The sequence below is a fragment of the Aestuariivirga sp. genome, from assembly GCF_044239095.1.
GTDB lineage: Bacteria > Pseudomonadota > Alphaproteobacteria > Rhizobiales > Aestuariivirgaceae > Aestuariivirga.
Window position 1 is genome coordinate 1 of the sequence record NZ_JBIICB010000171.1, and the last position, 9252, is coordinate 9252.

6 protein-coding genes and 1 pseudogene are annotated in these 9252 nt (G+C 64.3%); 1 reads left to right on the top strand and 6 read right to left on the bottom strand.

Going from position 1 to position 9252, the window contains the following annotated elements; translation table 11 throughout:
* Positions 1–484, top strand: a pseudogene (locus ACILRA_RS14870) (hypothetical protein); the annotation flags it as partial.
* Positions 485–627: 143 nt separating this feature from the next.
* Here ACILRA_RS14870 and ACILRA_RS14875 read toward each other — a convergent pair.
* From ACILRA_RS14875 to ACILRA_RS14900, 6 genes are all read right to left on the bottom strand, one after another.
* Positions 628–3957 carry a class I SAM-dependent DNA methyltransferase gene (locus tag ACILRA_RS14875; protein WP_395662870.1) on the bottom strand — a complete coding sequence of 1110 codons (3330 nt, stop codon included), beginning with the start codon at positions 3955–3957 and terminating at the stop codon, positions 628–630.
* A gap of 257 nt (positions 3958–4214) precedes the next feature.
* Positions 4215–5198, bottom strand: a complete 984-nt coding sequence (locus ACILRA_RS14880) for a class II aldolase/adducin family protein (protein WP_395662871.1) — start codon at positions 5196–5198, stop codon at positions 4215–4217.
* Entirely contained in the window at positions 5192–5956 is a 765-nt protein-coding gene (locus ACILRA_RS14885) for a TIGR01459 family HAD-type hydrolase (protein WP_395662872.1), read from the bottom strand. Before ACILRA_RS14885 ends, ACILRA_RS14880 begins: the two co-directional genes overlap by 7 nt.
* Positions 5946–7217, bottom strand: a complete 1272-nt coding sequence (locus ACILRA_RS14890) for an FGGY-family carbohydrate kinase (RefSeq protein ID WP_395662873.1) — start codon at positions 7215–7217, stop codon at positions 5946–5948. The genes ACILRA_RS14885 and ACILRA_RS14890 overlap by 11 nt, the downstream gene beginning before the upstream one ends.
* Positions 7214–8167, bottom strand: coding sequence for a sugar-binding transcriptional regulator (locus ACILRA_RS14895; protein WP_395662874.1), 954 nt, complete (start codon positions 8165–8167; stop codon positions 7214–7216). The genes ACILRA_RS14890 and ACILRA_RS14895 overlap by 4 nt, the downstream gene beginning before the upstream one ends.
* A 9-nt stretch (positions 8168–8176) precedes the next feature.
* Positions 8177–9252 (bottom strand): hypothetical protein (locus ACILRA_RS14900; RefSeq protein ID WP_395662875.1); only part of this gene is annotated, 1076 nt, incomplete at its 5' end.

Consider the following 9252-nt stretch of genomic DNA (forward strand, 5'->3'; position numbering starts at 1 on the left):
CAAGAACACCCCGAACTTCGAGGGCGGCCTCAACGCCTCAGAACGGCACCAGGGGCAGCCCGTGTTCTGGCTGCGCAACATGACAGGAGAAGACGGCTTTGCGACCCTGATCCAGTCCATCACCGCCCAGAATTACGTGGGCAAGCGCGTTCGTTTCTCTGGCCATTTGCGGGCGGAGAATGTCGGGGGAAGTGCTACGATCTTTCTGCGTGCGGATGATTCCAGAGGGCGCTTCGTCGCCTTCAACAATCTCGAAACGCTCAAGACCAACGGAGCGCTGAAAGGAACGTCGGACTGGTGCCGGAGAGATGTTGTTCTCGACATTCCCACCGAAGCGCTGTCCCTGAACTTCGGCTTCTATCTGGCGGGCGCGGGAGAGGCGCACTTCGCGAACTTCGATCTGCAGATCGTGGGACCTGACGTGCCCTTGACGAAACCACAGGAACACGAGGCCCCCATGAACCTCGACTTTGCGCGTGCGTGAGCGTGTCTCGTGCGCGGAGCAGCCCCCACCCCAACCCCTCCCCACAAGGGGGAGGGGGTCCTAGATGAGACATGTCCGTTCCTGGTTCCCCTCCCCCTCGTGGGGAGGGGTAGGGGTGGGGGGCCGCGTGGCAGGGCGGCGGATCACGCCGCGCGCAGAGCCGCAAAGCGGGTGCCGCCGTCGTGGACGGCGATGAAGCCCATGCGGGCCATGGCGGCCAGCGCAGCACGGACCTGGGGTTCGACCTTGCGGCCCTGGCGGAAGCCTTCGGCAATGTCGCGGGCCGACTGGGGCGAGGTGGCGGCGGCGAGGGCTGCCATGACCGCACCCGTCTGCTCCACCGCGCCTGACGGGAAGGCGGGCTTGCTGCGAACAGGGATGGCTGCGGGCACAAGGCCTAAATCGGCTTGTTCCTGCTTCTCCCTTGGGGAGCCGAAGCGGGGGATCTGATAGTCTGGGCGGAGCCAGCGGACGTGGCCTTTCGCCTCCTCCGCGGCGCGCGCCTTGTTGAGGGCGACGAGGCGGACCAGCACCTCATCCTCGGGAAGGTTCGCCGGCCAGCCATAGGCCTGGGCCACGGCGGCATCGAGCTCGTCATGATAGTCCTTCAGCACCAGCACCAGGCCAACGTCCCTGATGCGCGCCTCGGCGGGGGAGAGGGCCGCGCCGGACCTCACGGCCTCCAGCACATTGTACATCTGGGTGAGGGTGATCTCCTGATGATGCGCCTGCACCTGCTTGCGATGGGCATCGAGCTTCTCCGCCAGGCTGGCGATGCGTGCGCGGGTGAATTCGTCAGGGTTGGGGAAGGGGAAGGGATCGAAGCAGTCAGTATGTTGATAAGTTGAGTCATTTCCAACGCCCAACCAACCTCCCATGCGTTCCGAAAAAACTATATGATATCTTGAACTGACGACACCCAAGTGATACGGATCGTCGCTGGCAATCAAGACAATCTTGCTCTCTGATATTGTGTTGCTATCAATAAAGCTGAATACACGATACTTCGCAGTGCGTGCTGTTGCGATATACCTATCCAGAGCCTTCACTGCCTCTCTCTGCCATTTGCTCGTTTGCCCGAACCACCACCAGTTGTCGCGCCGCGCGACCTGGCGATTGAAATCTCTTTCGGGCTTCACGGAACTCAATAGGATTTGATAAAGCTTGGGAAAACGAACTCGCAGCTCATCACGCGAAAGCGGATAGGCATCAATTACGTAGAGATCGCGAGAGCGCTGCATTATGTCGCGTCCATTAAGGTAGGGATGTACAACCTCATCCAAGATAGACCCGGACTCTTCACGGAGATAATCGCGCGCCTTGCGATCGAGCAAGAAACCTTGCCCGTTCAACTGCATACCTTTGAATGCCAAGCCTCTATTTGCGTCTAACCTGACCGAGCTCGTTGCATCGACCCCAACAGTCAAGTCTGCATTTATCTGTCCAGTCTGCCCGATGAATTCAATTCTTGGGTTGTCCGTATCCAATTTCTCCTCAAGGCAGGTTTCCTTGAGATGACCAGGCATTTCACCCCGCGCGGCGACGGTCATGGCAATTCGTACCGCAGCAGAATTCTTTGTCACTTTTGTCCAAGGATGATCTGGGATAGCGAGAATGATAGAAAGTCTAGAACTAGAACCCAAGTATCTTTCTACAGTGCTCCTCTGAAACACCTGAGTAATTGAATTTGTAGTGACAAATCCGAAACGCTGAAGCCGCGTCCGGGGTCGCGTGAGAATGTTAGCCGCCATATCCCACCAGTACATGACAAGGTCGCATCCCCTCTTCATGTGGCTATGTGAGGACCACAGTGCCGTCGCATATGGATCTCCGAGGCGTGCTCGAATTGTGTTGCCGCCCATAAAAGGCGGATTTCCGACGATGTAATCCGCCTCCGGCCAGTCCGGCTTGCGGGGGTTGATGTAGTTGCCTTTCGCGTCGACACCGTCATGCGCCAGCACGGCGTCCATGTGGCGGATGTTGCCATAGTCCTTCAGCACCGGATCACCCGGCAGGGCCTTGGTGTTGCGGATGTGCCATTGCAGATAGCCGATCCACAGCACCAGCTCCGCGATGTGGCGGGCGCGGGCGTTGAGCTCGAGTCCTAAGAACTGGTGCGGATCGACCTCGTGACGGTCCAGCCCCGCGAGGGCCTGCTGGCCGCCGAGATTCAAGAGGGCTTCGACCACGTCGCCTTCCAGCCGCTTCATCAGTTCGAGGGCGACATAGAGGAAATTGCCGGTGCCGCAGGCGGGGTCCAGCACATGGGTGTTGTAGAGCTTCTCATGGAAGACCTGCACGGCGGCGATGGCCTCCTTCTGCTTTCCCTCGCCGTTCAGGCGTTCGGCGGAGGCGAGCACGTTGAGCCATTCGGCGCGCAGGGGCTCGATCACCGTGGCGACGACGAGGCGTTCGACATAGGCGCGGGGCGTGTAATGCGCGCCAAGCCGCGCGCGGGTTTCGGGGTCGAGTGCCTGTTCCAGCAGCGTGCCGAAGATCGAGGGGTCCACCTCGCGCCAGTCCTTACTTGCGGCTTCGAGCAGTTCGCCGATCTCCTCGCGCTCCAGCGGGAAGGCGGGGGCGTGCTTGAAGAGGTTGCCGTTGAACTGCTTGACCTTCATTTCCGCCGCGGAGGCATAGCCGCCCTTGTCCATTGCCGCCCACAGCATCTCAAGCTCGGGCGCGAAGATGTGCGGCTTGTCGATGGCGCGCTTCAGGAGATCGGAGAAGGCGCGGCTGGGCAGCAACTCCACATCCTCCGCGAACATGGTGAAGATGCAGCGCATGAGGAAGGCCGCCACATACTCCGCCGGGAGCTTGCGCTGCTCCATGTGCTTCGACACGGCGGCGAGCCGCTCCGCCACCTCGCGCGTGGCCTTCACCGCGCGGCGGGTGGGATCGAGGCTGTGCGGATCCTCCCAGATGGCGCGGAACATGGCCTGCACCTCAGGCTTCGCGATGTCCTCGAGATAGATGCGGAAGCCCTGCCGGTCCGGGAACTGGGTGTAGTTGCGGCCCTTGCCGGTGAAATCCGCATAGAGCTCGAAGCAGTGGCCCACATCGCAGACGATGATGAAGGGCGGCCATTCATGATCGGGCGGCAGGTGGCGGGCGTAGTTCTCCGCCTGCTGGCGGGCGTTGTTCATCAGCACGTCCCAGGCGCGCGAGGCGCGGTCGCGCCTTGGCTGGGTATCCGTCAGGGGAAGCAGGTCCTGCTGGTTGCCGGATTCCTCGCGCTGGCGGCGGGCGCGGGACTGCTTTGATTCGAGGACGAAGCAGCCGCGCTTGTAGAGGTCGATGAAGTTGCGGGCCTTCTCGCCCTTCACGTCATATTCGAACTTGTAGTCGCCCGCGCGCGGCTCCGCGAGGCCCAGGGCCTGGCAGAAGTGAAGCAGGAAGCTTTGCGACTGCGACCGCTCGCCGCCGTCGGCGCCGTGCCAGTGGGAGATGAAGTCGGGGAGGGAGACCGTCACGAATCGTGACGTTAAGGGAGGAATGGCGTTGATGAAAAGAGTTAATTAAAGTATTTTATGTTGTGATAACGATTGTGGTGGGGTTTGGACTCGCGGGACCCCCACCCCTGCCCCTCCCCACAAGGGGGAGGGGAACCTGGAACGGACATGTCTTGTCTGGGACCCCCTCCCCCTTGTGGGGAGGGGTAGGGGTGGGGGGGGGCTGGGCGGGTGCGTGCGCGTCTTCTCCCGCTGAAGGAGCGGGAGAAGACGATGGGTTAGGTCACCTTCAGCGTCTGGCGGTATTTCTCGGCGTCCCAGTTCACCAGGCGGTCGATGTCGGTGTCGGTGAGGGCGACCAGCGGGTCGTGCTCTTCCACGCGGCGCATGACGTCGGCGAGGCAGCGGCCCATGGGTTCGATGGCCGGCTTGGCGTCCTGGTGGATGAGGACGCCCTGGCCGGGGATGGCGACGAGGGGCGGGTTGCCGTCAAAGCTGGTGGCAACGCCGACGCCTAGGAACACCACATGATCAGGGTAGAAGACCGCCTTGCCGCTGCGCTTCAGGGCCAGGGGGTCTGTGGCCAGCGCGTGGGTTTCGTCCATTATGGCGGGCTTGTAGGCGGTGCCGGTGCAGAGCCTGGCCAAGGCGGTGCGGTCCACCTTGGCTGCCGCGCGGACGGGGCGGGTGAGGGCGGTGACCACTTGCGCGAGGAGGGCATCGGCTGCCTCCACCGTCTCTGCCGCGACGGCGAGGCCGTGGTTGCCCAGCACCAGCACATCGACGCCGGGGCGCATGCGGGACGAAATGGCGCCGGCGAGGGCCAAGCCGGGGCGGGCATAGGGTATGAAGGCCCAGGTGAAGCCTGCGAGCTTTTCGGCGAGGCGCTGTTCGCCATCAGCGCGGATGGCCCAGGCGATGGTGTTGACGCAGTGGACGTGGACCACCACGCGCTGCGGCATGAGGGCGTGGACGGTGGTCTCGATCGAGGGGCGCAGACCCGTGCTGTTCAAGTCCGTGCGGACGAAGGTGACACAGGATTCACACGCCGGATCATCCTTGGCGAGGGCATCGAGGATGGCCTTATGATCGAGCGGCACGAAGATGTCGCGCGCGAGTGCATCCTTCAGCCAGGTGCCGGACGCCTTGATCCACATGACGCCGTCCTGCTTCAGGGACGTGTTGCCGCCTGCGGCCTGCACCAGCAGGGGATCCGCACCCACCCTGGCCGAGAGCGCGCGGAGCTGATCGAGTTCTACCATCGGAAGGAATCCATCACGTAATCGGGTTGGGGCGAGAGTGCTTCGGGGTCATGACCCGCCGAGACGCCCTGCAGGACGAGAAGGGTGGAGAGGCCCGCATTGCGGCCGCCGGCCACGTCATGCTCCGCACTGTCGCCGATGCAGAGGATGCGTTTGGGGCTGCCGATGAGGCGCGCGGCCTGCTGGTAGATTTGCGCGTAGGGCTTGCCGATCCAGGTGACGTGGTTGCCCATCTCCTCATAGAGAGCCGCGATGGCGCCGGGGGCGGGCATGAGGCCTTGCGGCGTCAGCATCAGCTTGTCCGGATTGCAGCAGATGGCGGGGAGGCTGAGGCCGGAGAGAAGCTTGCGGTACTGATCAAGCGAGGTCTTGGGCGCGTTGGAGCCGAGGATGAGGATGATCTCTGCATCCCTCGGGTCGCTCACGAAGGTGATGCCATCGAAGCCGTAGTCCTCGCCGTCCTTGCCGATGAGGAAAGCGCGCGTCGCGGTGAGGCTGTTGAAGGCGACCTCGCCGGAGCTAACCGCATCCACGAAGTGATCGCGCGGCACGCCCATTTTCACGAGGCGCTGGCGGTTGGCTTCCGCGCGCTTTCCTGAATTGGTCATGACGGCGACGGGAATGCCCATCGCCTTCAGTTCGCTCAGGACACTGAGGGTGCCGGGATAGAGCGTCTGGCCGTCATGGATGACGCCGAACTGGTCGATCAGCATGCCGTCGAAGTGCTGCGCGATCTCGCGAAGGCCGCTAATTTGCATGGCCGATCCCGCGCCAGGCGAGGCGGGCAGTGCCCACCGCGGCATGCTCGCTGAGCGATGGTTTTTCCGGCACGCCGAGTGCCCTGAGCCTGATCTTCGTCCAGGCCGCATTGGCGGCACCGCCGCCTGCGGTGCGGATGGAGGCGAGCGGCGAGGCGCCGAGTTCGCCGAGCTTGGCATAGGCCTCAGCCTCAATGCGGGCGATGCCTTCGAGCATGGCCTGGAAGAACATGCGCTCATCCTCAGGCCGCGGTTCGAGGCGCGGCTGAAAATTGGGGTCGTTGACGGGGAAGCGCTCGCCGGGCTTGGGCAGCGGGTAATAGTCGAGGCCGGTCGGGCGGTCAGGTTCGAGCAGGGGCGTGAGGCGGGTGAGATCATCCTTCGTGAAGAATTTGCCGATGGCAGCACCCCCGGTGTTCGATGCGCCACCTGCGAGCCACTGGTCTCCGATGCGGTGGCTGTAGATGCCGAAGTCCGGCGCGAAGACGGGACTGGCCGAGAGCAGCTTCAGCGTCAGCGTGGTGCCGAGCGAGGTGACGCCGTCTCCCGCCTCAGCCGCACCGCTGGCGAGGAAGGCGGCACAGCCATCCGTGGTTCCGGCGACGATCGCTACGTCCTCAGGAAGGCCGAAGGCCTGCGCCTGTGCGGGGTGGATGGTGGCGACTTTCGTTCCGGCGGGGACGACGCTGGGAAGATTTTCCGGATCGAAGCTGGTGGCCCCGATCCACGCCGGCCATCGGCGGGTGACGGGGTCATAGCCGGTCTTGAGCGCATTGTTCTCATCCGTCACGTCGAAGCGGCCGGAGAGTTTTCCTAAGATCCAGTCTGCCTGGTGGATGATGCGCGTGCCGGGCTTGTGGAGCTCCATGGCGCGCGCAAGCGGCGATGTGCTGCCGAGTGCTGCCGTCTCCCGCGGGGCGGCGGAGGCGACGAGGGCGAGGAGGGGTTTTTCCGCCACGTCATTGTACATGGAGGCGAGGCTTGCGGGCGTGCCGTCCGGTGTCACGCTCAGGATGGTGCCGGAGGTGCCGTCAATGGCAATGGCACGGACGCTGAGCCCCTCGAGGTTCAAGCCCTTGAAGGCGGCGATGAGGGCGTCCCACCAGATGGCGGGGTCCTGCCAGGCCCGTCCCAAGCCGGTCTGGATGGGGGCCGCGATCGAGGCCGCGGACATGGCCTTCAGCGTGTTGGCGGCATCCGTTGCGGCGATCCTGACGCCGGAGGTGCCGAAGTCTATTCCCAGTGCGACGTCCGTGGTCATGGCGTGTCCATGGCGAGGATGGTGGAGGCGGTTTGCTCATCCGTGATGATGACGTCGCACATGCCACCCTTGAGCACACCCCGCAAGCCTTCCGCCTTGGTGCGGCCGCCGGACGCGATGATGACGCAAGGGATGCCCTTGAGCTTCTCGGGCGAGAGGGCGACAACGCGGGAGTTGAGCGGATGATCGACGAGGCGGCCCTCGCGGTCGATCCAGTGGGCGCAAATGTCGCCCACGGCCCCGGCGTTCAGAAGGTCATCGACCTCGGCGCGGGTGACGAGGCCGACCCTGGTCATGGTGCAGGTGGGCGTGAGTTCGCCCACCGAGAGAAAGGCCAGGTCCACCTTCTCGCCGCGTTCGAAGATCTCGTGCAGCATGGGCTGGGCGATGAGGATGTCGCGGGTCGACTCCGTGTCGGTCAAGGCGGGGGCTGCGACGTAGTAGCATTGCGCGCCCACGAGATCGGCCAGGTGCGAGGCCGTTTCATGCGGGTTCATGGCGGAACCGCGCGTGAGGCCGCCCAAGAGTGAGACAACCGAGAGGCGGCTCAGCTGGCGGCGCGGCACCGATTGGATCGAGAGCCTGAGCGTGCGGCCCCAGCCGACGCCGACCGACATGCCGTCCTTCAGGCGGTCAGACAGGGCCGCCGCGGCGGCAGCGGCGATGACCTGCGGGATCAGCTCGTCGCTGGGCGGGGTGGGAACGACGGTCGCATCCTCCAGCCCATAGCGCTGCTTGAGCTTCTCCTCGAGCTCCACGCAGGAGGCGAGCCTGCCGGTGATGTTGATCTGCACCAGCCCCTGGTCACGCGCATGGGCGAGAAGGCGGTTGACCCGCGTGCGGTTGAGGCCGAGCTTCTTGCCGATCTGCGCCTGGGTGAGGCCCGCCACGAAATAGAGCCAGGCGGCCCGTGTTGCGATCTGTTCCTCCGGGTCGATGGCACTGTCCATGGCCAGGGCTCAGTTCAGGCGGTGGAAATTTGCCCAGGGAATGTCGAGGGCCGTGTCCCGCGTCAGCGCGTCGAGCAGGGCGGAGGTCAAGGGAAGCGCCGTCTCATCGAGCGTGCCCTTGGCCATCATGGCGCGGAGCGTTGCCGCAACGGTGACGCCCAGCTCCGCACCCTCGATGGTGTCGCCCTTCATCGGGCCGGCCTTGGTCTCGCTGTAGGTCAAGCCGCGGCCCAGATTGTTGCCGAGGCGCGAGTTGCGGCCGGCCTGGCAAGTGACATAGAGGTCACCCGCACCCGGCATGCCCCAGACACTCTGCTCCGTGCCGCCATGTGCGCGCACCAGGATCATCAGTTCACGGATGGCCTGGTCGAAGAGGATGGCGGCGGCATTGTGGTTGAAGGCGCGGTTCTCGGTTGGCGCCATCTTCTCCTGATGGCCCGCCGCCCAGCCGACACCGATGGCGAAGAAGTTCTTGAAGGCAGCGCAGATCTCGACCCCGATCACGTCGGAAGAGACGCGCGGATGGTAATAATCCGTGCCCAGCATGGCGCAGAGATTTTCAGCGAGGCTCACATCATGCGCGGTGATGACGGTGCCGGTGTGGCGCCGGACGGCGAGTTCTCCCGCGATGCAGGGCCCGCCGATGGCAGCGATGGGAAGTGAGATGCCGGTGCGGCGCTTCACTTCCGCCGCGACGCGGTCCGGCAATGCCGTGAGCTTCGCCTCTTCCGGGTGCATGCCCTTGGTGATCATGACGACGGGGACGGGGGCCTTCAGCGCCTCGCACAGCCGGTCGATGGCCCAGCCAACACCTGCCGAACTGACGCCGAGCACGATGAGGTCCGTATCCGTGCCCAGGGCCGCGGCGAACTCCTCATGGTGGAAGGCGCGCACGGTGCCGGGAAGCGTGACATTGAGCTTCGGGTGGCGGCCTGAGGCCTTCACGCTGTCGATGATTTCGCGGTCCAGGTGAGTGCCGGTGAGGCGCACGGCGTGGCCGCGGTCGGCTGCGGGCAGGCACATGGCCGAGCCCATGACACCCGCACCCAGGATCGTGACGGTGCTCACGCCAGGGCCTTTCCGCT

What these genes read in the sequence shown, in the direction of transcription:
- ACILRA_RS14880 (WP_395662871.1), bottom strand. Translation starts at nt 5,198, where the DNA reads ATGGTAGAACTCGATCAGCTCCGCGCGCTCTCGGCCAGGGTGGGTGCG.
- ACILRA_RS14885 (WP_395662872.1), bottom strand. Translation starts at nt 5,956, where the DNA reads ATGCAAATTAGCGGCCTTCGCGAGATCGCGCAGCACTTCGACGGCATG.
- ACILRA_RS14890 (WP_395662873.1), bottom strand. Translation starts at nt 7,217, where the DNA reads ATGACCACGGACGTCGCACTGGGAATAGACTTCGGCACCTCCGGCGTC.
- ACILRA_RS14895 (WP_395662874.1), bottom strand. Translation starts at nt 8,167, where the DNA reads ATGGACAGTGCCATCGACCCGGAGGAACAGATCGCAACACGGGCCGCC.